The organism is Streptomyces sp. NPDC031111 (assembly GCF_055570675.1).
Genome location: NZ_JBVIGS010000012.1, coordinates 228,258 through 251,105 on the forward strand (window position 1 = coordinate 228,258; position 22,848 = coordinate 251,105).

The 22,848-nt window shown below is 73.6% G+C and carries 12 protein-coding genes and 1 pseudogene; 10 read left to right on the top strand and 3 right to left on the bottom strand.

All coding sequences use genetic code 11. The features are described from left to right. Nucleotides 1-35 precede the first annotated feature (35 nt). The 5 genes and pseudogenes from ACZ470_RS25065 to ACZ470_RS25085 form a co-directional block, all read left to right on the top strand. Complete coding sequence (locus ACZ470_RS25065; RefSeq protein ID WP_468430734.1) at nucleotides 36-719, top strand: helix-turn-helix transcriptional regulator; 684 nt, start codon at nucleotides 36-38, stop codon at nucleotides 717-719. 183 nt (nucleotides 720-902) lie between these two features. Next, nucleotides 903-1,340: a Fur family transcriptional regulator gene (locus ACZ470_RS25070; protein ID WP_468430611.1), complete on the top strand. Its 438-nt coding sequence runs from the start codon at nucleotides 903-905 to the stop codon at nucleotides 1,338-1,340. A gap of 33 nt (nucleotides 1,341-1,373) precedes the next feature. After that, complete coding sequence (katG, locus tag ACZ470_RS25075) at nucleotides 1,374-3,605, top strand: catalase/peroxidase HPI (protein ID WP_468430613.1); 2,232 nt, start codon at nucleotides 1,374-1,376, stop codon at nucleotides 3,603-3,605. A gap of 173 nt (nucleotides 3,606-3,778) precedes the next feature. Beyond that, nucleotides 3,779-4,201 carry a hypothetical protein gene (locus tag ACZ470_RS25080; protein ID WP_468430615.1) on the top strand — a complete coding sequence of 141 codons (423 nt, stop codon included), beginning with the start codon at nucleotides 3,779-3,781 and terminating at the stop codon, nucleotides 4,199-4,201. Between the two features lie 232 nt (nucleotides 4,202-4,433). After that, a pseudogene (locus tag ACZ470_RS25085) lies at nucleotides 4,434-4,718 on the top strand (cellulose binding domain-containing protein); the annotation flags it as partial. A 61-nt stretch (nucleotides 4,719-4,779) separates the two neighbouring features. On the opposite strand, the gene ACZ470_RS25090 reads toward ACZ470_RS25085, so the two are convergent. Further along, entirely contained in the window at nucleotides 4,780-5,202 is a 423-nt protein-coding gene (locus ACZ470_RS25090; RefSeq protein WP_468430617.1) for a DUF350 domain-containing protein, read from the bottom strand. Between the two features lie 161 nt (nucleotides 5,203-5,363). Here ACZ470_RS25090 and ACZ470_RS25095 point away from each other — a divergent pair, with 161 nt between their 5' ends. From ACZ470_RS25095 to ACZ470_RS25105, 3 genes are all read left to right on the top strand, one after another. Further along, nucleotides 5,364-5,720, top strand: coding sequence for a hypothetical protein (locus tag ACZ470_RS25095; RefSeq protein ID WP_468430619.1), 357 nt, complete (start codon nucleotides 5,364-5,366; stop codon nucleotides 5,718-5,720). 165 nt (nucleotides 5,721-5,885) lie between these two features. Beyond that, nucleotides 5,886-7,118: a ricin-type beta-trefoil lectin domain protein gene (locus ACZ470_RS25100; RefSeq protein ID WP_468430621.1), complete on the top strand. Its 1,233-nt coding sequence runs from the start codon at nucleotides 5,886-5,888 to the stop codon at nucleotides 7,116-7,118. 37 nt (nucleotides 7,119-7,155) lie between these two features. Further along, nucleotides 7,156-7,536 (top strand): hypothetical protein, encoded by a 381-nt coding sequence (locus tag ACZ470_RS25105; RefSeq protein WP_468430736.1) that lies wholly within the window; start codon nucleotides 7,156-7,158, stop codon nucleotides 7,534-7,536. Between the two features lie 18 nt (nucleotides 7,537-7,554). Here the strand turns inward: ACZ470_RS25105 and ACZ470_RS25110 are convergent, their stop codons facing one another. Further along, the gene (locus tag ACZ470_RS25110; RefSeq protein WP_468430623.1) at nucleotides 7,555-8,685 is read right to left on the bottom strand and encodes an acyltransferase family protein; all 1,131 of its coding nucleotides are present in this window, start codon (nucleotides 8,683-8,685) and stop codon (nucleotides 7,555-7,557) included. Between the two features lie 158 nt (nucleotides 8,686-8,843). On the opposite strand from ACZ470_RS25110, the gene ACZ470_RS25115 reads away from it, so the two are divergent. Continuing rightward, a complete protein-coding gene (locus tag ACZ470_RS25115) occupies nucleotides 8,844-9,398 on the top strand; it encodes a tellurite resistance TerB family protein (protein WP_468430625.1) in 555 nt (184 codons plus the stop codon). On the opposite strand, the gene ACZ470_RS25120 is transcribed toward ACZ470_RS25115, so the two are convergent. Further along, on the bottom strand, nucleotides 9,375-21,188 hold the full coding sequence (locus ACZ470_RS25120; protein ID WP_468430627.1) for an amino acid adenylation domain-containing protein: 11,814 nt from the start codon (nucleotides 21,186-21,188) through the stop codon (nucleotides 9,375-9,377). The two genes, ACZ470_RS25115 and ACZ470_RS25120, sit on opposite strands and share 24 nt — an antisense overlap. Nucleotides 21,189-21,319: 131 nt before the next feature. Between ACZ470_RS25120 and ACZ470_RS25125 the strand changes: the two genes are divergently transcribed. After that, entirely contained in the window at nucleotides 21,320-22,771 is a 1,452-nt protein-coding gene (locus tag ACZ470_RS25125) for a WGR domain-containing protein (RefSeq protein WP_468430629.1), read from the top strand. Nucleotides 22,772-22,848: the final 77 nt, after the last annotated feature.

Sequence of the window (22,848 nt, forward strand, 5' to 3'; positions counted from 1 at the left end):
CCTCTCTTTAGTCAATGGCTGTTGCTTTTACACTGGTGTTCGTGGACGACACGGAAGAAGTACGCGACAAGGACGTCTCCGCCATCGCCGCCCTGGACGAGCCCACCCGCCGGAGGCTGTACGACTACGTCGTGGGCCGGCGGCACCCGGTCGGCCGGGACGAGGCGGCCCAGGCCCTGGGGCTGGCGCGGCAGACCGCGGCGTTCCACCTGGACCGGCTGGCCGCCGAGCACCTGCTCGAAGTCCTCCACGTGCGCCGCAGCGGACGCACCGGACCGGGCGCCGGCCGTCCGGCGAAGCTCTACCGCCGCTCCGCCGAGCAGATCAGCGTCAGCCTCCCGGACCGCCGCTACGAGCTCGCCGGCCGGCTGCTCGCCCAGGCCGTGGAGGAGTCCGGCGCCACCGGTGAACCCGTGCGCGACGTGCTGGACCGCAGGGCGCGGGAGCAGGGCGTCCGGATGGGCGCGGACGGCGACGGGCGGGAGGTCGTGGGCCTGCTGGAGCGGTACGGCTTCGAGCCGCGCCGCGAGGACGAGTCCGTCGTCCTGGGCAACTGCCCCTTCCACGCGCTGGCCCGCGAGCACACCCGGACGGTGTGCGGCATGAACCTGCACCTGATGCGCGGAGTCCTCGAAGGACTCGGCGACACGCGCTTCGAGGCCCGTCTGTCGCCGGAACCGGGCCGGTGCTGCGTCATCCTGGAGCCCGTCGTCGCCTGAACCGGCCGGGATACGGCGCGCCCCGCCCTGACGGCGCGGGCGGGCCCGGGCCTTGACGTGCCCGTACGCGGGGCCTGAACGCGGGACGCAACTCGGGAGCCACCCGCAGTTACCGGACGCGACCCAAGACTGGACCCGTTCGTTCTCTGGAATTATTCGCGTCTGGAGTCATAGGCTCCCCCCATGACCGCATCCCGGCCGCCGACCAGCGCCGAGGAGCTCCGCGGTGCCGGCCTCCGTGCGACGGCCGCGCGCGTCGCCCTCCTCGACACCGTCCGCCAGGGCGGCCACCTCGGAGTCGAGGCCCTCGCCTCCGAAGTGCGCCGGCGCATAGGACATGTCTCCCTCCAAGCGGTCTACGAGGCGCTCAACGCACTCACCGAGGCGGGGCTCGTACGCCGGATCGAACCGGCCGGCAGCCCCGCCCGCTACGAGGGCCGGGTCGGGGACAACCACCACCACCTGGTGTGCCGTTCCTGCGGTGCCGTCACCGACGTCGACTGCGCGGTCGGCGACGCGCCCTGTCTGGCCGCGCCCGACGGTCACGGTTTCGTGATCGACGAGGCCGAGGTCATCTACTGGGGCCTGTGCCCCGACTGTTCCACCTCCCGCAGTACCTGAACTGCGCGAACCGTTTCGCCCGGAAGGACCCCCATGACCGAGAACCACGACGCGATCGTCACCGAACCCAAGGCGGAGGAGGCAGGTGGCTGCCCGGTCGCGCACGGGCGTGCCCCGCACCCCACGCAGGGCGGTGGAAACCGCCAGTGGTGGCCCGAGCGCCTCAACCTGAAGATCCTCGCCAAGAACCCGGCCGTGGCGAACCCGCTCGGCGACGACTTCGACTACGCCGAGGCGTTCCAGTCCCTCGACCTCCCGGCGGTGAAGCGGGACATCGCCGAGGTCCTCACCACCTCGCAGGACTGGTGGCCCGCCGACTTCGGCCACTACGGCCCGCTCATCATCCGGATGGCCTGGCACAGCGCCGGCACCTACCGCATCAGCGACGGCCGCGGCGGCGCCGGGGCCGGGCAGCAGCGCTTCGCGCCGCTCAACAGCTGGCCCGACAACGCGAACCTCGACAAGGCCCGCCGCCTGCTCTGGCCGGTGAAGAAGAAGTACGGCAAGAGCCTGTCGTGGGCCGACCTGCTGATCCTCTCCGGCAACGTCGCCCTGGAGTCGATGGGCTTCAAGACCTTCGGCTTCGCCGGCGGCCGCGCGGACGTCTGGGAGCCGGAGGAGGACGTCTACTGGGGCCCCGAGTCCACCTGGCTCGGCGACGAGCGCTACACCGGTGACCGGGAGCTGGAGAACCCGCTCGGCGCGGTCCAGATGGGCCTCATCTACGTCAACCCGGAGGGCCCCAACGGCAACCCGGACCCGATCGCCTCCGCCCGCGACATCCGCGAGACGTTCCGCCGGATGGCGATGAACGACGAGGAGACGGTCGCCCTGATCGCGGGCGGCCACACCTTCGGCAAGACCCACGGCGCGGGCCCGGCCGACCACGTCGGCCCCGACCCCGAGGCCGCCTCGTTCGAGGAGCAGGGCCTGGGCTGGAGGAACACCTTCGGCACCGGCAAGGGCGGCGACACGATCACCAGCGGTCTCGAGGTGACGTGGACCAACACGCCGACCACCTGGGACAACAGCTTCTTCGAGATCCTCTTCGGCTACGAGTGGGAGCTGTTCAAGAGCCCCGCCGGCGCCAACCAGTGGCGGCCGAAGGACGGCGCCGGCGCCGGCACCGTGCCCGACGCCCACGACCCGTCGAAGAGCCACCAGCCGACGATGCTCACCACGGACCTCGCGCTCCGCTTCGACCCGGTCTACGGCCCTATCTCGCGGCGCTTCCTGGAGAACCCGGACGAGTTCGCGGACGCCTTCGCCCGCGCCTGGTACAAGCTGACCCACCGCGACATGGGCCCCAAGTCGCTGTACCTCGGCCCGGAGGTCCCCGAGGAGACGCTGCTGTGGCAGGACCCGCTGCCGGAGCGGACGTACGACCTGGTCGACGCGGCGGACATCGCCGGCCTGAAGGAGCAGGTCCTCGCCTCGGGCCTCACGGTGTCCGACCTGGTGTCGACGGCGTGGGCCTCGGCCTCCTCCTTCCGCGGCAGCGACAAGCGCGGCGGCGCCAACGGCGCGCGCATCCGCCTGGAGCCGCAGCGCGACTGGGAGGCCAACGACCCCGGCCGGCTCGCGACGGTGCTGCGCACCCTGGAGGGCATCCAGGAGTCCTTCAACGCCGCCCAGACCGGCGGCAAGCGGGTCTCGCTCGCCGACCTGATCGTGCTGGCCGGTGTCGCGGGTGTCGAGAAGGCCGCCAAGGACGGCGGCGTCGACATCGAGGTCCCGTTCACGCCGGGCCGCGTGGACGCGTCGCAGGAGCAGACCGACGCGGAGTCGTTCGCCGCGCTGGAGCCGACCGCCGACGGCTTCCGCAACTACCTCGGCAAGGGCAACCGCCTGCCGGCCGAGTTCCTGCTGCTGGACAAGGCCAACCTGCTGACGCTGAGCGCCCCCGAGATGACCGTCCTCGTGGGCGGCCTGCGGGTGCTGGGCGCGAACCACCAGCAGACGTCGCACGGCGTGTTCACCACGGCCCCCGGCACCCTGACCAACGACTTCTTCGTCAACCTGCTCGACCTGGGCACGGCGTGGAAGTCGACGTCGGAGGACCAGACCACGTTCGAGGGCCGCGACGCGGCCACCGGCGAGGTCAAGTGGACCGGCACCCGCGCCGACCTCGTGTTCGGATCGAACTCCGAACTGCGCGCGCTCGCCGAGGTCTACGCGAGCGACGACGCGAAGGAGAAGTTCGTGCGGGACTTCGTCAAGGCGTGGGACAAGGTCATGAACCTCGACCGGTTCGACCTCGTCTGATCTCCTCGTTCCGCTGATCCGGGCCGGCCCGCGGGGGCCGGCCCGGACGTGCTTCGGGGCGCGCCGCCTCGGCGTTGTCGGTGCGAGGTTGCACAATGATCGGAAAAGGAGATCAACTCCGGCGCCGCGCTGGGTAGACGGTCTCGTGTCCCGGCTCCGGAAAGGTCCTGCTGATGCTCGCCACCGTCGACCGCACCCCGAACCTCGTCGCACTGCCGACCCCACCCGGCCGACGCACCCGGACGGGCCCCGGCCCGGTCGCGTCCGCCCGGCCGTCGGGCACCGCCGCCGAGGTGCTGCGCATCATCGCCGACCCGCGCACCCCCACCTACGTCACGGTGTACGCGGGCGGCCGCCGCCGGTACAGCTACTGGCGCCCGCTCGACTCCACCACCGGCACGGGCGGTTGCTACGCCGCCCTGCCCACCCCCGACTGCGACGCCCTGCACGAGGCCGGCCGCATCACACTCGGCGACCCCGTGATCGACCCCAACCGCACGACGTACCGCGTCCGCACGGCGGCCCGCGTTCAGGCCGCACCGCGCGTCCAGCCGGAGCCGGTGCGCCCGCCTCGGGGCGGGGCCCGCGTGGCCTGACTGGTTCTGGTGCCTCGGCCCAGTGGCGGCAGGCGTGGATCGCAATCAGGGAGAAAGTTTCTCCCCCATTGGAGCGTTGGGACGTGGTGTTTCGGGGCGAGGATCTCCTCGTCCTGGCAGATAGCCGCGCGTATAGGGCTTTCGGGAGGGCGCCGGAGGCGGCACCGGCGGTGACACGGGAGGTGACACCGGCGGCGGCCCCGGTACGCCGGGCGACGGCTGCACCGCCACCTACCGTACGGTCAACAGCTGGTCCGGCGGCTTCCAGGGCGAGGTGACCGTACGCAACTACGGCGGTGACGCCCTCGCCGGCTGGACCGTCGGCATGACGCTCGCGTCGGGCCAGTCCATCAGCAGCGTCTGGAACGGCCGGAACACCGGGACCGGCGGAGCGGTCACGGTGCGCGACGCCGAGTGGAACGGCGCCCTCGCACCGGGCGGCACGACCGCCTTCGGCTTCACCGCGACCGGCAGTTCGTCGACGGCACCGCACACGCTCACCCGCACCGGTTCCTGAACGGCACTGCCCGGCCCCCGCGTCGTACGACGCGGGGGCCGGGCAGTCCGGGGCGCGGATGTCAGGCGATGGACGCCGAGATGATGGCCGACACCGCGAGATTGCAGGACGCCGTCACCCAGACCGCCGGGTGGGGTTCGGGCTCGACCAGCGTGGCACCCAGGCGCCCCGGGGTGATGACATCCACCACCAGGAACGCCACGGCCATCATCACCAGCCCCAGCACACCGAACGCCGCGGTCGACGCCAGGCCCTTGCCGAAGTCCTCGTACGTCGTCCAGATCGACGTGAACACGATCCCGCCGATGCCGAGCAGCGCGGAACTGAGCACCACCGCGGCGTTGCGGTTGCGCTCCTGCCAGATCTGCCGGCCCAGCTTGCCGGGCAACAGGACGTCGACCAGGAAGATGCCGAGGACCAGCAGGACCAGTCCGAGGGCGCCGTAGGCGGTGGCCCGGCCGAGTCCGTTGACGATGTCGCTCATGGGGTTGCCGGCTCCGTAGCGTTGGGGATCGTGAATGATCGCGGTCAAGGGCGAGCAAAATGTAGCGCACCCTTTCGACCCTCTGGTCCGGCGCCCTGTCATGCCCGGGCGCATCCGGGGCATCAGAAGTCCATCGGACGGACCGCGAAGGGGAACCAGCCATGAGCAGGTGCAGTCGCACTCTCACCGCCATGTACATCGCCGTCGCCCTCTGGCTCTCCTTCTGCGCCGTACGCACCTGGGGCACGGTCCCCGCCTGGACCACCCTCGCCCTGGCCGTCGCCTCCCTCACCCCCGTGATCGGTGTCGTCCGCGAGACCGTCATCGCCGACGAACGGCGCGCGGTCGCCGTCCTGCGGGAACGCGAGGGACGCCGGGCGGCGTGGCGCGACGCGGCGGCCGCCGCGCTCGCGCAGGCCGAGGTGGAGGCGGCGTGCTGCGAACGCTGGTGGACGTCGTGCGCGACCGAGCACGACCCCGGCTGCGCACACCGGACCTCCTGGGGCACAACGGCGTGAACGGACGCCCGGGTCGGACCCGGGCGTCACACCGGCAACTCCTGGTCCGTACCAGGGTCTTGACGCCCTCTTATCTCACTTCTTAAATCAAGTGGTTGCACATTCACCCCCACAACCTCGGTCGGCGCACCCGCACACCCGGGTCGCCGTACGGAAGGGAGAGCCATGTCCTCTCCGCGCAGACTCCGCAGATGGCTGATCGCCGCCGTGTCCGCCGCCCTGGTCGCGTCCGGTGCCGTCGGCACCGCGCGGGCGGAACCGGCGGACACCACCGCCGCGGCGGCCGTGACGTTCTCGGACACCTTCGACGGGCCCGCCGGCGCCGCCGTCGACTCCTCGAAGTGGCAGATCGAGACCGGCGACAACGTCAACAACCACGAGCGGCAGTACTACACGTCCGGCAACAAGAACGCCGCCCTCGACGGCCAGGGCCATCTGGTGATCACGGCCCGCAAGGAAAACCCGGCCAACTACCAGTGCTGGTACGGCACCTGCCAGTACACCTCGGCCCGGCTCAACACCTCCGGCAAGTTCACCGCCCAGTACGGGCACGTCGAGGCACGGATGAAGATCCCGCGCGGGCAGGGCATGTGGCCCGCGTTCTGGATGCTCGGCACACCCGTCAACTGGCCGGACTCGGGCGAGATCGACATCATGGAGAACGTCGGCTTCGAACCCTCCACGGTGCACGGCACCATCCACGGCCCCGGCTACTCCGGCTCGGGCGGCATCGGCGCCGGCTACACGCTGCCGGGCGGCCAGGCCTTCGCGGACGCCTTCCACACCTTCGCCGTCGACTGGGCACCGGACTCGATCACCTGGTCCGTGGACGGGAACGTCTACCAGCGACGCACCCCCGCCGACCTCGGCGGAAAGCAGTGGGTGTTCAACAAACCGTACTTCCTGATCCTCAACCTCGCGGTGGGCGGCTACTGGCCGGGCGACCCGGACGGCTCCACCGTCTTCCCGCAGCAACTCGTCGTGGACCACGTGTCGGTGACGACGAGCGACTCCTCGACCGGCGGCGCGATCCGCGGCCTGGCCGGCAAGTGCGTCGACGTCGCGGGGGCCAACACCGCCAACGGCACGCCCGTACAGCTCTACGACTGCAACGGCACCGCCGCCCAGAACTGGACCGTGGGCTCCGACGGCACGATCCGAGCGCTCGGCAAGTGTCTGGACGTCGCCTCGGGCGGTACGGCCGATGGCACCCCCGTACAGTTGTGGGACTGCAACGGCACCGCCGCCCAGAGATGGGTCGTCACCGCCGCCCGCGACATCGTCAACCCCCAGGCCGACAAGTGCCTGGACGTGACCGGCAACAACTCCGCCAACGGCACCCGGCTGCAGATCTGGACCTGCACGGGTGGCGCCAACCAGAAGTGGACGGTGGGCTGAACCCGTGAGACGTCCCCGCTCGCTCTCGGGCTGGACCATGGCCGTGTTCGGCGTGCTCGCCGCCATCCTCGGCGCGGTGGGCCTGGTCTCGCCGGCCGCGCAGCTGTCGCTGCTGGGCCTGGCCACACCCGGCGAGCGGGGGAGCGGTGACCACACATCGGCCTTCGTGACGGCGTCGTCGATGGCGGCGCTCAACATGGGCGTCTACTACGTGCTGGCCGCCCTCGCCGACTGGCGGGCCTTCTTCCGCTGGACGGTGCCGTTCAGGCTGCTGACCTGCACCGTCTTCACGGTCGCCGTGATCGGCGGACGGGCACCGGAGGCGTTCATCGGCGTCGGGGTCTGGGAGGGCCTCGGCGCCGTCGCCACGGGCGCGGCGCTCCGGCACGAACGGCGGGGCGGCGACCCCGCCCGCTGACCGCCGGCTCCGCCCCGGTCAGCGCTTGAACGCCCAGTCCGTCCTCGGCTCCACCGCCCAGCGGAAGACACGTCGTACGGGCGGTGTGCACAGAGCCGTCACGATCACGGCGGCGACCAGGGTGACGGTGATCTGGCCGAGCGGCCGGTACAGCCAGTCCGGGTCGTACCAGCCCCAGTACTTGCTGACCTGCGCGACGAAACCGTGCAGGAGATAGCCGTACAGGGTGGCCGCTCCCAGGGCCGTGAACCAGGTGCGCCGCCCCGGCACCCAGGCCAGGAAGCAGGCGACGAGCAGGAGCGAACAGCCGAACAGCAGCAGGGTCATGGCGGGGCCGTACCAGGCGGGCGCGGACAACTCCTGCGCGCTGTCCCGGTGGTAGAGCCAGGCGGACGACACCCGGGGGACCGCCCAGTAGGCCGTGACCAGCGCCACGGCGAAGACCGGTACGGCCAGGATCCGCACCCGGCGCCGTCGCACCATCCGGAAGTGCTCGGGCCGCAGGACGAGACCGAGCACGAAGTACGGCAGGAACTGGAGCATGCGCTGCACGTCCAGGTCCTCGCCGAGGGAAGGGGACACCGTCGCCAGCATCGCGACGACGAGGGCGAGGGGAACGGGCCACCGTACGAGCTTCCACAGCGGCGTGGTGAGCCGCCACACGAACAACGCGGCCAGGAACCAGGTCAGATACAGCGGCTCCAGCAGCGTGACCGGACGGTCGGGCACACCGTCGGTCCAGCGGGTGAAGAGGGTGTACGCCGTCTCGAACACCACGTACGGCAGTACGACGCCGGTGACCAGCCGCTTGACGCGCGCCGGACTGCCGTCGAAACCCCGCGAGTGGTACCCGGCGACCACGATGAACGCGGGCATGTGGAACGCGTAGACGAACATGTACAGCGCGCTGACGGCCCGGCTGCCGTCACGCAGCGGTTCCCAGGCGTGCCCCACCGCGACCAGCACGATCGCCAGGTACTTGGCGTTGTCGAAGAACGCGTCGCGTTGTGGCGCCCGCCGCGACGTGTCGTCCCCTGCGGCGGGCGCCTCCCGCTCCGTCCCTTTCGCGCCGGACGCGCCGTCCAAGCGTGACGCGACGAGACGTCCGGTACGGGATGCGGCGGCGGGGAGGTGGGGCGACGACGACATCCCAGCCGCCTCACCCGTACCGAGGGTGGCTAAACCTGTGATCCGTTCAGCCGCTGCTACCGGCTGGATTTTGCCTTTCTTTTGCCGTGCGGGAACATGGCTGCGGCCGCGTCCGTTTGACCGGACGGACCGTACAGCGACAGAAGAGGTGGCACCAAGTGGCGATGTGGGACCGGCTCAAGGAACAGGCCAGGACTCTCCAGCAGTCCCAGGGCGCGCGGACGGGAGGCGGCGGCGCGCACCAGCAGGGACACGGCTCCTCCTCGGGCGGCTCCAAGGCCCAGCTGATGGGGCTGTTCAAGTCCCAGCTCGCCTCGGCCAAGACGGAGCTCAAGAGCGGCGCCTACCGGGACGCCAGCATGGCGATGTGCGCGCTCGTCGCCGCGGCCGACGGACGTGTCGACCCGGCCGAGCGGCAGCGCGTGGAGGAACTGATCGTCTCCAACGAGGTGCTGCAGAACTTCCCGCCGGACCAGCTCCGCAAGCGGTTCAACGAGCACGTGGACCGGCTCACGGCCAACTTCGAACTGGGTAAGGCGCGAGCCCTGGAGGACATCGCCAAGGCGGCGAAGAAGCCGGTCGAGGCCCGGGCCGTCGTGCAGACCGGCATGGTCGTCGCCGGCGCGGACGGCAGCTTCGAGCCGGCCGAGCAGTACGCCATTCGCGAAGCCTGCTCGGCCCTCAACCTCTCACCGACGGAGTTCGGCGTCTGACGACGACGGGGGCAGACCGGCGCCCCTCGCCGGGCCCACGGTGTGACCGAGCAGGTGCAGCGGCGCCGCCGTGACCCCGGCCGCCTCCATGGCGTCCCAGTACGCCCGTGCCACCGCCGCGTCCACCAGGCCGTGCACCAGCGGCAGTCGGTCGTCCGCGGCGCGCAGCAGGGACTCGGTACGGCAGGAGGCCAGGGTCCCGTCGATCCAGGGCTGGGCGAGATGAGCGGCCGCCGCCGCTGCCGGGAGGCCGGCGGCGGCCTCCCGGCCGGTCCGGCCGACATGCAGCAGCCCGCCGCCCAGGACCAGGACGTCGTTCCGTTCCCGCATCCGGGCGAGGGCCCGCCCGGTGTCGAAGCAGTGCGGGAAGGAATCGTCGACCACGACGGCACCGGTCCGCAGCCGGTCGACGTCGAGCACCGCCGTCGCCCCGCTCACCGCCGTCACCAGCAGATCCGCGGAGTGGACGGCGTCCGGCAGCATCCGCCGCGCCTCGGCGATCTCCACCTCGCCGGCCAGCCCGCGCTCCCGCAGCCGACGCCCGAGTTCCGTCAGCCGTGGCCGGCTGCCGCGCACATCGCACAGCAGCAGACGCCGTGGCGGACGGGCGGCCAGCGACAGCAGCAGCTCGAGTGACGACGCGCCGATCGACCCGAGCCCGGCGAACGCCACCTCCAGATCCGCGAGATCCCGGCCGGTGGCGGCGAGCGCCGCGTGCACGGTCCTGACCACCGACACCACCGTCGCCGCGTGACCCGTCGTCACCGTCGTCGCGTACCGCTGGTGCCGCAGCACGTCGAAGCCGTACCCGGTGAGCGAGGGGATCATCCCGGCGAGGGACACACAGCGCGCGCCCAGCGAAGCGGCCAGCGACACCGCGCGAGCGGTGTGGTCCACCAGACCGGTGTCCCGGCCGAGTTCGTCGGCGAAGAGCGGCACGCACACGAATCCGGACCGGCCCAGCGGCGTCCGCACCGTCTCCAGCAGCCGCGGACGGCCGTCGGGGAACAGCGTCTCGCGCACCTCGTTCCGGGGCAGCGCCCCCTCGGGCATCCCCGCGAGCCGTGCGAGATGCTCCGGCGCGGGCAGATAGCCGACGAGGGCCGCGTCCATCGTCTCCCGCCTCCTCCCCGGGGAGGGCACCGGGAGGACCCGGCGGCCCTCGACGGCCCGCTCCAGCCGGCCGCGCACCGCGCGGGCGAAGCCGTCGAGCGCGGCCGGCGAGAACGCGGCGGCCGCGCCACGGACCGTGACCCGCAGCCCCTCATCCGCGGGCCGCACCGCCATGAACAGGTCCGTAGCGGACGACGGCGGCAGGAACATGCTGTCCCCCGCCTCCCACGACACCCGCAGCGCGCCGTCGCCCCGCGGGGCCAGCGCCGCGAAGTCGAGGTAGGTGAAGAAGAACTGCGACGTCATGGGCAGACCGTCGGCGTACCGGGGCACCACGTCCTCGTGGGTGCGCGCCTCCTCCGCCTCCGCCGCGATCCGGCGCAGGGCGTCCGTGAAGTCCCCGTCGGTGAGGGGCTCGTCGGCCGCACCGGCCGGCCGCACCGGTACGGCGGTGGCGAACGGCCCGAAGACCCGGTGCGCGTCGGGCAGCGCACGGTCGCGTCCGCTCACCGCCAGGCCCACGACCGGATCGGGCAGGCCCGTCACCGTCGCCAACTCCTGGTAGTAGGCGGTCAGCAGCGGCGCGTACAGCGTCGCCCCCGCCGACGCGGCGACCGTGCGCAGGGCGGCCGTCAGATCCGCGTCGAGCGTGAACTCCACCGACCCGAACCCGCCCTCCGCGCCGGTCCGCAGCACCGGCGGCCGGTACGGGGCGCTCAGCCGTGCCGCCCGGGCCCGGCGCTCCACCGCGGCCGGCGTGTCGTCGCCGCTCCCGACCCCGGAGGCGGACCGGGACAGCGCCGGCGCGTGATCCCGGAACCCGCTCCGTGGCGCGGGCGGCCCGGGATCGGCACCGGCGGCCAACCGGTCGTACGTCTCCGTGAGTTCGCGTATCAGCAGCGCCGAACTGTATCCGTCGCCGATGAGATGGTGCGCGTGCACCAGCAGGACGTGCTCGCGCGGGTCCAGGGTGAGCACCCGCAGCCGCAGCAGCGGCCAGGCCCAGGGCTCCAGCCGCCGCTCCGCCTCGGTCGCGGCACGCTCGTCCACCTCGGCCGGACCGGCGACCGACTCGAAGTCGACCGGCAGACGCAGCGACCGGGGCAACTCCTGCTGAACGGGCGGCCGGGCACCGGCGGGGAAGACGGTACGCAGCATGCCGTGGCGCTCCACCAGCAGATCCACCGCCCGCTGGAACAGCCCGGGGTCCAGCGCCCCGGACAGCCGGAGCCGCGCCAGCCACGTTCCACCGCCCGGCGACAGCGCCTCGGCGAGGAGGAATCCGCGCTGGCCGGGGGTGACGGGGAATGGGCCCGGGTCCCCGTCCCCGTCCGGAGCGGGCGGGGCGGCCGTGACCGTGGAGTCCTGCGCGACGGCGGCGTCCACGGCCTCCGCGAGCGCGGCGAGGGTGCGATGACGGTAGATCACCGTCGGCCGGGGCAGCGGCCCCGCCCCGTCCGCGAGCCGGGCGAACACCTGGAGCACGAGCAGCGAGTCGCCGCCCAGCTCGAAGAAGTCGTCCTCCCGGCACACGGAGGCCACCCCCAGCGCATCGCGCCAGATCGCCGCCAGCCGCCGTTCGGTCCCCGTGGCCGGGGCAGTCCTCCCGTCACCGGACGCCGTGACCGGAGCGCCGGGGGCGACACCGGCGTCCGCCGTCGGCAGCGCCGACCGGTCGACCTTGCCGGTCCCGGTCAGCGGCAGTTCGTCGACGAACGTGATCCGCGCCGGGACCATGTACGACGGCAGCAGCTCGGCCAGCCGCCGGCGCACCTCACCGGCGCCGGGCCGCCCGGATCCGACCAGGGTGGTGACGAAGGCGAGCAGCCGCCCCTCGTGCGCGAGCACCACGGCCCGCGCGACACCGGGACAGCTCTGGAGCGCCGCCTCGACCTCTCCCGGCTCCACCCGGTTTCCGCGGATCTTCACCTGGTCGTCGACTCGGCCCAGGAACTCCAGGACGCCGTCCGCCGACCGGCGCACCCGGTCCCCGCTGCGGTACCAGCGCCGTCCCGCGCGCAGCGTGAACGCCCGTGCGTTCAGCTCCGGTTCGCCCAGGTAGCCGGGTGTCAGACCGGGGCCCGCGATGAGCAGTTCCCCGGTCTCGCCCACCCCGCACACCGCACCGTCGGCACCGACCACCTCCAGCAGGGCACCGGCCGCCGGCCGCCCGATCGGCACCTGCCGTACGTCGTCCCCGGGACGGGACTCGACGATGTGACAGGCGGCGTTGACGGTGGTCTCGGTCGGCCCGTAGAGGTTCGCGACGCGGGCGCCGCCACCGAACAGGTCGAACCAGCGGCGTACGTGCTCCACCGGCAGCGCCTCACCCCCGACGTGCACCCAGCGCAGCGCCGACAGATCCACCGGATCCACGCCTCGCGCCGCCCGCGCCTCGGCGGCGGACAGCAACTGCTCCCACAGCGTCGGAACGGAACTCCACACGGTCACCCGCGCCCGCTCCACGTGTGCCAGCAACAGCTCGGGGTCCCGCAGCAGGTGCCGCGGCACGGTCACCACCGTCCCGCCGACCATCAGCGGAGCGAGCAACTGGCGCACCGAGGCGTCGAAGCACGGCGACGCGGTCTGCGCGAGCCGGTCGTCGGCACCGTAACCGAAGGTGTCCACGGCCCAGCCGAGATAGTTCTCCATCGCCCGGTGGGTGACCGGAACCGCCTTCGGGCGCCCCGTCGACCCCGAGGTGAAGATGACGTACGCGATCGCCTCCGGGTCGTGGGGCACGGCGGCGGCGGGCGGACCGGTGTGGTCCGACGGATCGTCGGCCGCCACCGCCCGTACGCCGCTCAGCCCGTCGGCGAGGTGCCGGGTGGGGGAGTGGTGCACCACCGTGGCGGCGCCCGTACGGGTCAGCTGATCGGTGAGCCGCGCCCGGGGATGCTCCGGATCCAGCGGGACCCAGCCTGCCCCGGCCCGCAGCACGCCCACCACCCCCACCACGGTGTCCGCACCGGGCTCGGTGAGCAGCCCGACCAGGTCACCCGGGCGCACGCCGTGCGCGCGCAGCCGCGCCGCGAGGGCGGCGGAGGCACGGTCGAGCGCCCCATAGGTGAGGGACGCCTCCCCGGCCTCGACGGCGATCGCGCCGGAGTGCGTACGGAACCGTTCGAGCAGCCGGGCGACCAGGGGAACGTCACCGCCGGTTCGCGGGGACGGTGCCGGTTCGGCGGGCGTGCGCAGGACGTCCGCCAGCTCCGCGCGGAACTCGCCGTCCAGACGCGCCACGGTCGCCCGCTCGAACAGCGGGGCCGGGAAGTTCCACGACATGCGCAGCACCGGACCGTCCGCCCAGCACAGCAGCGACAGCCGGGTCGTGGCCGACCCGGTTCCGGCCGCTGTCGCCCGCACCTCCACGGGGCAGCCGGTGGCCGGCGCGGCCGGGAAGCGGGCGAAGCTGAAACCCGCGGGGCTCACCGTGCGGGGACCGGCACCGGCACTGGGCAGCAGCGCGGCCAGGTCCAGGCTGCTCACCCCGGCATGCCGCTCGGTCTCCAGCCACAGCTCGCGCAACCGCTCCGCCAGCGCCAGGACCGGCTCCCCGCCCGCCACCTCGCACAGCAGCGGAAGGGTGTCGGCGAGCGGGCCGACCAGCCGCTCCACCCCGTCGAAGCGGTCGTCACGCCCGGCCCTCGCCACGTTCACGGCGACGTCCCGGCGCCCCGTCCACCGCGCCAGGCAGCGCACGTACGCCGCGAGCAGCACATGGAACAGGGACACGCCGTGCGCGGCGGCCAGCCGTTCGAGACCGGCACTCGACTCCGCGTCGAGCTCGCCCTGGTGCTGCGCGATCGGCCCGGTCGCGGGCGCGTCCGGATCACCGTCGTAGGGCAGCCGCAGGGGTTCACCGCGCCCGGCGAGACGTTCCGCCCAGTAGCGCCGTACGGCCTGCGGCATGCCGGTGCCGCGCGTGTCCGCGGCGTACCGCGCGAACTCGGGCGCGCGAGGCAGTCGCGGTGCGGGCCCTCCGTGCCACAGCGCGGTGTACGAGGCCCACAACTCCTCGGCGAGGAGGTTGAGGCTGTACCCGTCGACCGCCGCGTGGTGCACGACCAGCAGCAGCTGGGCGAGCTCCGGCCCCTGACGCAGCAGCACGGCGCGTACGGGCGGCTCCGCCGACAGATCGAAGGGCCGGTTGCACACCTCCGACTCGATGCCGGTCACGTCCTCGGCGGCGCAGTCCAGCACCTCGTACCAGTCCGTCACCGGAACGGGCGGTGTCACGCGCTGGGCCGGCCGTGCGCCGGTGTCCTCCACCCGCAGGCGCAGCATGCCGTGCCGTTCGGCCAGTGACGACAGCGCCCGGCCCAGGAGGTCGGGGTCGAGCGGCCCGCGGGCCGTCAGCCGCAGATGACCACGTGCCGGGACGTCCGGGTGGAGCCGGCTGCTGGTGTACAGCGCCAGCTGGACGGGGGTCAGCGCGAAGGGCTCGCCCTCCGTGCCGCCGGGGGTTCGCTCGTCGAGGTGGGCGGCGAGTTCGCGGACCGTGCGGTGCTCGAAGAAGAGCGTGGTGGGCAGGTCCCGTCCCAGCGTCCGCTCCAGCCGTTTGACGAGATCGACGGCGCCCAGCGAGTCCAGACCGAGGGTCAGGAACGGCGTGTCGTCGTCGACCGCCGATACCGGGACCGCCAGGGACTGCGCCAGCAGCTCCCGCAGGAGGGCGGCCGTACCGGACGGGGCCGAGGGGCGGACCATCCCCTCCTCGGACCGCTCGACGGCCGTGGGCGGGGGCGCGTCCGGTGCGGGAGCGGGTGTCAGATCGGCGAGGACCAACTGGGCCGCGTCCGTGCCGCAGGCCGACCGCAGCGCCGCCAGAGCGGGCGCCGTCGCCAGTGGCCGGCCCGCGGCACCCGCGAGCGCGGCGGCCCTTCCGGCGGCGAGGCCCGTCTCGCGGAACGGACCGAGGTTCACCGACAGCCACGGCCGGCCCGCCGGCCGCCCGGCCCCGGCGAAGGAGTCGAGGAAGGCGTTCGCCGCCGCGTACGCGCCCAGGCCGCCGGCCAGGCCGGGAAGCACCGACGCCACGGAGGAGAACGCGACGCACACCCCGGGGCGCTGCCCGTGCCGGTCCAGTGCCTCGGCCAGCAGGACGGTGCCGAGCGTCTTCGCGCCCAGCGCGTTCACCGTCTCCCGCACGTCCGTGCCGCGCAGGGTGCCGGGCCGGGCGACTCCGGCCGCGTGGAAGACGGCGTCCAGCGGCGGCAGTTCGGCGACGAGCCGGTCGACGTCCTCAGGGACGGTGAGGTCGGCGCCGACGTGGCGGGCGTCGGCGCCCAGCGCGGTGAGCTCCTCCAGCAGGCCCTCGGGCGGGTGGGGGGAACGTCCCGCCAGTACGAGGACGGGGCGGACCCGGGTCGCGAGGTCACGGGCCAGGGCGGAGCCGATGCCTCCGGTGCCGCCTGTGATCAGGTACGTACCGTTGGCGGGGAGTCGGTCCGGGCCGGCTGTTCCCTGCGCGGCGCGTGGCACGACCAGCCGTTGCAGACGGTGACCGGCGCGCCAGGCGATGGGGCCTTCCGCCTGGGGCGCCGTCGTCTCGGCGACCAGTGCCCGCAGGCGCTGCTCCTCTTCGTCGAGGGAGGAGAGGTCGATCCAGTTGGCGATCACCTCCGTCGACTCCTGTCGCACGGCCGGGGTCAGGCCGCCGAGGATCGCCTGCGCGGGGTTCGGACACTCCGGGGTGCGGCCTGTGGTGTGGGCGTCATGGGTCACCACCAGGAGGCGGTGGGCGTGGGTGCGGTCGAGGAGGGCGAGGGCGGTGCGCAGTGCCGTGATCGCGTGGTGCTGGTGTCGGTCGAAGTCCGCGGGTGTGTCGGGGTGGGTCGGGGCGCCGAGCAGGATGAGGGTTTCCGGGGCCTCTACGGTTTCCGTGTCCGGGACCGCGTGCACGCCGTGGGCGGTGAGTTGGTTCGCCAGTCGGCGCACGGAGGCGGGGTCCGCTCCGGTCACCACGATGTGGCCGCCCGTCGGGGTGGGCCGGGGGGCGGTTTGCGCGGCCCGGCGCTCGCGGGGTGCCGTCGCGCCCACCCTCCCCCGCTCTCGGCTCCGCTCGAGCGGGGGGACCCCCATCGCCCCAGCGGCACGACTGCCCGCGGTTGGGTGCCACGCGATGTCGTGGAGGAGAGCCTGTGAGTCGGGTCGCGGCCAGTAGGTGCGGTGTTGATACGGGTACGGGGGTAGTGGTGCTCGGCGGTGGCCTGCGTCGAGTGACGTGCGGTTCAGCGGTACGCCGTGGGCCCAGAGGCGGGCCACGGTCTCCATCAACTCCCTTGCTCCGCCCGGTGCCGCGGGCACGGGGACCACGAAGGTGTCGCCGTCGGCCGCGACCGTTCCCGTAGAACCCAGCTCCACGAAGGTGTCGTAGCCCTCCTCCACCAGACGTGCCACGGCACGGCCGAACTGCACCGGCCGCAGGGCGTGTTCGCGCAGGTGGTCCGGGTCCATCGACGGCTGCCACGCGGCGGTGAGCGTGCTCATCACCGGTGTCGAGGGCGCCGTCGGCGCCAGTTCGCGTGCCGCGTCCGTCAGGGCGTGCGCGACCGGCTCCATCAGCGGGGAGTGGAGGGCGCGCGACACCGGCAACGGACGTACGGTCGCACCCAGTTCGGTGAGCCGACGCGTCGCCTCGCGCACCGCGTCGGGGGCACCGGAGAGCACCATCCGCCCCGGCCCGTCGTACGCGGCGACCGCGAGGTCACCGCCGGCCGCCTCCACCAAGGCGGTCACCTCCCGTTCCCCGGCGCCCCGTACGGCCGCTATGGCGCCCGGCGCGGTCGACTCGCCCATGAGGCGCCCCCGTTCCGCCGCGAACGTCACCGCCTCGCGCAGCGACAGCATCCCGCCCGCGCAGGCGGCCGCGACTTCACCGACGCCGTGCCCGAGGAGCGCGTCGGGCCGTACGCCCCAGGCGGTCAGCTGGCGGACGAGGCCGACACCGTGCGCGACGAGCAGCGGCTGTGCCACCTCCGTCGCGGCCAGGTCGTCCTCGGACACCCCTTCGTCGGTGCACCAGTCGGCCAGTTCCCGCCCGCGCACCTTCCCGATGGACGCCGACGCCTCGTCGAGGGTGGCGCGGTACACCGGTGCCGTGGCGTACAGCGCCCGGCCCGGACCCGGCCGCAGTACTCCCTGACCGGGCAGGACGAACACGGTCCGGGGGCGCTTCGTCACCGTCCCGCCGATCGCGCCCCGCCGCGTGGCGAGCCGCTCCCGCAGGTCCCCCTCGGCCACGATCGCGAGGCGGTGGGGCCGCTCGTCACGTGCCGTGCCGGCCGTCGCGCACACATCGGCCTCGTCGAGTTCCGGATGGTCCCGCAGATGCTCCGCGAGCCGCGACACCCACGCCTCCAGCCCCTCCGCGCTGCCCGCCGAGAGGGTGAGCAGACGAGGGCCGCCGTCCGCCGGGCCCCGGGCGACCGTCGGGGCGGGCGGGGCCTCTTCCAGGACGGCGTGCGCGTTGGTGCCGCCGAAGCCGAAGGCATTGACGCCCGCCCTGCGCGGCCCGGACGACTCCCAGTCGGTCGGCTCGGTGATCAGGGCGAACCCGGACCCCTCGAGTGCGGGGGAGGGCGTCGAGTGATGCAGGGAAGCGGGCAGCCGGCCGTGGCCCAGGGCGAGGACGACCTTCACCAGCGAGGGCAGTGCCGCCGCGTTCAGCAGATGCCCGACGTTCGTCTTCACCGAGCCGAGCAGCCGGGGCCGGCCGTCCGGGCGGGGCGGGAAGGCGTGCGCGAGGGAGCGCAGTTCGATCGGGTCGCCGACGGGCGTGCCGGTGCCGTGCGCCTCGACGTACGTCACGGACGCAGGGTCGACGCCGCAGTCCCGGTAGGCCAGGCCGATCACTTCCCGCTGGCGCAGCGGGTTGGGCGCCAGCAGACTCAGCGACGTACCGTCGTTGTTGACCGCCGTGCCGCGTACGACGGCCAGCACCGCGTCGTCGTCCCGCCGGGCCTCGGCCAGGCGTCGTACGACGAGGGCCGCCCCGCCCTCCCCCGGCACGAACCCGTCGGCCGCCGCGTCGAAGGCACGGCCGCGCCCGGTCGGTGACAGGGCCCGCGATGCCTCCAGGGACTGGTGCGCGGCCGGGGTGAGATGCAGGTTGACGCCGCCCACGACGGCGATGTCGCACTCGCCTTCGGCGAGGCTGCGCCGGGCCAGGTGCAGGGCCACCAGACCCGAGGAGCAGGCGGTGTCGACGGCCAGCGCCGGGCCGTCCAGGTCGAGACAGTGCGCCACGCGGGCGGCGACGAGGTTGGGGAGGTTGCCGGTCAGGGCCGCCTCGGCGGGCGGCGCGCCGGCGGGCGCGGCCTCGGCGAGGATCTGCCGGTAGCCGCTGTCGCCGACGGCGGCGAACACACCGATCCGCAGGCCGCGGCGGCGCGGCCCGGCGTATCCGGCGCGTTCCAGTGCCTCGTGGGCGAGTTCGAGGAAGACACGGGCCTGCGGGTCGAGCGCCCGAGCCTCCTCGGCGCCGATCCCGAAGTGATCGGCGTCGAAGGCGGCGGGTTCGTCCAGGAAGCCGCCCCATCGTCCGCTCTCCGCCGCCGCGTCCGTGCTCCAACGGCCCGGTGGCACCGCCGTCACGACGTCACGGCCCGCCATGAGCAGCTCCCAGAACTCCTCCGGCGTACCGGCGCCGGGGAACCGGCACGCCAGCCCCACCACGGCGGTCTCCGGGCCCGGTGACGGCCGGCGTTCGGGTGCCGGTCGTGGTGGTGCCGGCGTGCCCTCGACCGCGTCCAGGAGACGGTCGGTGAGCGCGGCCACCGTGTCGTCGCGCATGACGGCCGGGCCGAGCGTCACGTCCAGCGCCCGCTCCAGTTCCGCGAGCGCCTCCATCGCCTTGAGCGAGCCGCCGCCCAGGTCGGCGAACCGGTCCCCGTCCCCGAACGACGGTTCTGGCACTCCCAGCACCCTCGCCCAGACGTCCCGCACCACGCCCCGCACCTCCGCGCGGGAGCGGGGCGCCGGCACCGGATCCCCGGACGGCCGCGGCGACGCCGAGCCCGTGGTGCCCGCCCCGGTACCGGAGGAGGCCGCGGGCCGGTACGCCCCCGCCTCGAACCGTGACCGCATCCGCTGCCGCCGTACCTTCCCGCTGGTCGTCCGGGGGAAGGCGGACGGCGGCAGCGCGAACACCCGCACGTCGTCGTGGCCCAGCGCCGCGCGGACCCGCCCCGCGACCCGGTCCAGCACGGCGGCAGCGGTACGCGGCGGCCGCGCCCAGGCGACGAACACCACCACCCGCTCCCCGCCGGTCACCGGGTCCGTCGACCCGACCACCACCGTCGTCCCGGCCGGCACCCCGGGTGTGGCCGCCGCGACCTCCTCCATGTCCGGGGCATGGAACGTACGGCCGTTGACGAAGAGGACGTCCTTGTGCCGGCCGCTGACACACAGCCGGCCGTCCCGGAGGAAGCCCAGGTCACCGGTGCGCAGCCAGCCGTCCGCGAAGGCGGCCGCCGTCGCCTCCGGCAGTCCGTGGTACCCGCGGGCCAGCTGCGGCCCCCGCACCTCGATGTGCCCCACCCGCCGGTCGCCCAGCGGACGGCCGCCGTCGTCGGTGATCCGCACCTCGCAGCCGGGCACCGGCAGCCCCACGTCCATCAACTCCACGGCGTCACCGCCCGGTTCCCGCTCGACCACCCGCCCACGGCTGAGCGCGGCACGCTCCAGCGACACGGGCACGGCCACCTCGCCCGGCGGCGGGAACGCGACCGCCAGCGTCGCCTCGGCCAGTCCGTACACCGGTGTCGCCGCCCGGGGGTCCAGCCCGGACGGCCGGGTCCTCGCGGCGAAGTCCCGCCACACCGTCGCCGAGATGGGCTCCGCGCCCACCAGGAGCAGCCGGACCGCGCTCAGGTCGAGCCCGGCGAACACCTCCTCGGGGACCCGGCGCACGGTCAGCGCCAGCGCGAAGTTGGCGGCGGACAGGACCGTGGCCCGGTGCGCGGCGGCCACGTCGAACCACAGCCGGGGGTTCTTCGCGAAGGACAGCGGAGCGATCCTCACCTGCCTGGCCCGCGCGGCGAGCGGCGCCAGATGGGTGCCGATGAGACCCATGTCGTGGAAGTACGGCATCCAGCCGACCACCACGTCCCGGTCCGTGAGCGCGGCGGCCTCGGTCAGCTGCCGCAGATTGGCCAGCACGGCGGCATGGGTCAGCTCCACGCCCTTGGGCGCCCCGGTGCTGCCGGAGGAGAACTGGAGGAACGCGGGATCGTCCGGGTCGGGCGCGGCCGGCGACTCGACGGCGGCCGACCGCCGCAGCGTCGCCAGCCGCAACACGCCCGCACCCTCCGGGAGTTGGCCCGCCACCATGGCGCAGGCCTCGTCCACCGCGACCGGGGGCCGGCCCAGGTGCTCCCACACCGGGCGTACCCGCCGCACGTCGGGCGCCAGCGGCACCGGCACCAGACCGGCCGCGAGCGCGCCCCAGAACAAGGGCTGGAAGTCCTCACCGCGGTCCGCGAGCACCGGCACGCAGGTGCCCGGCCCGACCCCCGCGTCCCGGAAACCGCCCGCGACGCGCAGGGACTCCTCCAGAAGCCGCCGGTAGGTGACGGGCACTTCGCCGCCGTCGCCCCGGACATGGACGATCACCTGGTCGGGGGCACGGCGGGCGGCGTCCAGCAGGACGTCCAGCAGCGTTGCGGCGTTCATGGGTCCGTTCGTTCGTGCGGGGGCGACCGGTCGGCGAGGGCGACCGCCCCCATTGTCAGTGGCCGCGCCTACTGTGTGATCAGTAGGACCCGGCGGAGAGGCCGCGGGTTCCGTCTGGGGAGGGGTTCGCCATGTCTGCCGGGTCCGCGGTGTCGACGACGTATCTGGAGCTGTCGCAGGAGGGCGGCGGCGCGCACAAGTTCTACGAAGTGACCGTCGACGGGCAGACCGTGACCGTGCGCTACGGCAGGATCGGCGCGGAGGGCCAGACCCAGACGACGACGTTCCCCTCCACGGCGAAGGCGCAGGCCGCCGCGGCGAAGAAGGTGGGGGAGAAGGTCCGCAAGGGCTACGCTCCGGCGGTGCGGGGTCAGCGGGCGCCGCGCGCGGTGACCCGGCGTCAGGTGGCCTCCGCCCCGTCCACCGCGCGTGCCGTCGCTCCCGTGCTGTGGCGGTTCGGCACCGGTTCCTCGGCGTTCGGCATCCACGTCGACGACGAGCGCTGCTGGGTCGGCAATCAGGCCGGCGACGTCTACACCCTGGACCACGAGGGCGACGTACTGGCCCGCTTCAGCCTGCCGGACGGCGTGAAGTGCCTGGTCGCCGACGACTTCTGGATCTACGCGGGCTGCGACGACGGCCGGGTCTACGACCTGTCCTCGAAGCTGCCGTTCGCCGCCTACGACATCGCCGCCGACGTCGACATCTTCTGGCTCGACATCCACGAGGGCGTGCTGAACGTCTCGGACCGCGCCGGGCGCCTCACCGTCATCGACCACGAGGACGAGCACCAGTGGACCCGCCGCAGCCAAGGTGAGCACGCCTGGATGGTCCGCGCCGACGACCGCGCCGTCTACCACGGCCACCACCGTGGCGTCACGGCGTACGCGCCCGACGGCGGCGGCGAGTTGTGGCACACCCCCACCAAGGGCGGGGTGCTGTTCGGCTGGCAGGAGGACGACACCGTCTACGCCGGGACGGCGCACCGCGTGGTGCAGCGGCTGTCCAAGGCGACCGGCGCCATCGAGGCCACCTACGGCTGCGACAGCGCCGTGTACTCGTGCGCCACCTCACCGGGCGGCCGGTTCGTCTTCGCCGGGGACGCCGCGTCGTCCGTCTACTGCTTCGACCGGGACGGCACCCGGCTGTGGAAGCTCGGCACGGGCGGCGGATCGGCCCTGTCGATGCAGTACCGCGACGAGCGGCTCTATCTGGTGACCACGGACGGTTCGCTGGTGTGCGTGGACGCGAGCGAGGCGGCCGTCACCGCGGCGCAGCAGGGCACGGTGCCGGTCGTGCGGGACGTCAAGCTCGCCGCCGCCCTGCCGACGTACGCGCCTGCCACGGCCGCGACCGCGGTGGCCACCGTCGCGCAGGCGCCTTCCGGCGCGGTCGTCGTCGAATGCGTGCAGCAGAACGGCAGGCTGCGCGTCCATGTCGTGTCCGACGGCTACGACGACTCCTGGAACGTGCAGTTCCCGCGCGCGATACGGGTGCCCGGCGCGCGGTACGTCGTGGACGCGCTGCACCCGGCGGCCGGCGGCTTCTACCGGGTGCGCGGGGAGATCCGGCGGCTGCTGTGACCGGGCACCCCGCCGCCCGCCGACGCGCCGGGGGTTCCCCGGCGTCGGCCGGGGAACCCCGCTCACGTCCGCTGACG

Excerpts from the sequence above, each read along its gene's own strand:
- ACZ470_RS25105 (WP_468430736.1), top strand. The coding sequence starts at position 7,156 with ATGGCCGTGTTCGGCGTGCTCGCCGCCATCCTCGGCGCGGTGGGCCTG.
- ACZ470_RS25080 (WP_468430615.1), top strand. The coding sequence starts at position 3,779 with ATGCTCGCCACCGTCGACCGCACCCCGAACCTCGTCGCACTGCCGACC.
- ACZ470_RS25090 (WP_468430617.1), bottom strand. The coding sequence starts at position 5,202 with ATGAGCGACATCGTCAACGGACTCGGCCGGGCCACCGCCTACGGCGCC.
- katG (WP_468430613.1), top strand. The coding sequence starts at position 1,374 with ATGACCGAGAACCACGACGCGATCGTCACCGAACCCAAGGCGGAGGAG.
- ACZ470_RS25100 (WP_468430621.1), top strand. The coding sequence starts at position 5,886 with ATGTCCTCTCCGCGCAGACTCCGCAGATGGCTGATCGCCGCCGTGTCC.
- ACZ470_RS25110 (WP_468430623.1), bottom strand. The coding sequence starts at position 8,685 with ATGTCGTCGTCGCCCCACCTCCCCGCCGCCGCATCCCGTACCGGACGT.
- ACZ470_RS25125 (WP_468430629.1), top strand. The coding sequence starts at position 21,320 with ATGTCTGCCGGGTCCGCGGTGTCGACGACGTATCTGGAGCTGTCGCAG.
- ACZ470_RS25095 (WP_468430619.1), top strand. The coding sequence starts at position 5,364 with ATGAGCAGGTGCAGTCGCACTCTCACCGCCATGTACATCGCCGTCGCC.
- ACZ470_RS25070 (WP_468430611.1), top strand. The coding sequence starts at position 903 with ATGACCGCATCCCGGCCGCCGACCAGCGCCGAGGAGCTCCGCGGTGCC.
- ACZ470_RS25120 (WP_468430627.1), bottom strand. The coding sequence starts at position 21,188 with ATGAACGCCGCAACGCTGCTGGACGTCCTGCTGGACGCCGCCCGCCGT.